Origin of the sequence: Empedobacter sp. GD03861 (assembly GCF_029840885.1) — a bacterium.
Taxonomy (GTDB): domain Bacteria; phylum Bacteroidota; class Bacteroidia; order Flavobacteriales; family Weeksellaceae; genus Empedobacter; species Empedobacter falsenii_B.
In genome coordinates, this window is the sequence record NZ_JAOCDJ010000103.1 from 1 (window position 1) to 675 (window position 675).

At 29.0% G+C, this 675-nt stretch carries 1 protein-coding gene; it reads left to right on the forward strand.

Features of this window, described 5'->3' with window-relative positions; genetic code table 11:
- Positions 1-325 precede the first annotated feature (325 nt).
- Positions 326-619, forward strand: coding sequence for a hypothetical protein (locus N5D03_RS14935; RefSeq protein WP_280035604.1), 294 nt, complete (start codon positions 326-328; stop codon positions 617-619).
- Positions 620-675: the final 56 nt, after the last annotated feature.

Here is a 675-nt window from a genome sequence, read left to right on the forward strand (position 1 = left end):
TGAAAGGGATTCTATTACTTAGAATCTCTTTTTTTGTATAAATAAAAAAGTTTTCTTCCTTTATTTTCAAATGGTTACTCGAAAATAAATCCATCATTGTAGGTATTTGATAAATCCCATTTTCATAGTGTAAACTGCTGTCGAACACTATGTTTACAAATTCTTTTTTCTGTAAAGTATTAGCTGGAAAATCTGGAAATATTGACTACCCTATTCTGGCGAAAGTGATCACCTGATTCTGTTTCAACTTGACCATGTCATTCTGGTAAAAGTTATCATCAAGGAAGCTGACGATTATATTAAAAATAATAAAAATGGAGCTTCTTTGAGATTTGGACACGATGGAAATATTATTGTTTTACTTGCTTTTCTAAATATCGAAGGAATGAATGGAGAAGAAACAGATCCTAAAGAAGTCTATAAAGTTTGGAATACGTTTAAAGCTGCACCAATGGCCGCCAATCTTCAAATGGTGTTTTATAAAAATAAAAAGAATGATGTTTTAGTAAAATTCCTTCACAACGAAAATGAAGTACATATTCCAATTAATACCAACAATTTTCCATTTTATCAATGGAAAGACGTGAGAACTTATTTGGATAAATTAACGAATCCTTAGTGATTTATATGAAATAATAAACTTCAAAGTAAAAAGGGGAAAATTTACTTTTATTA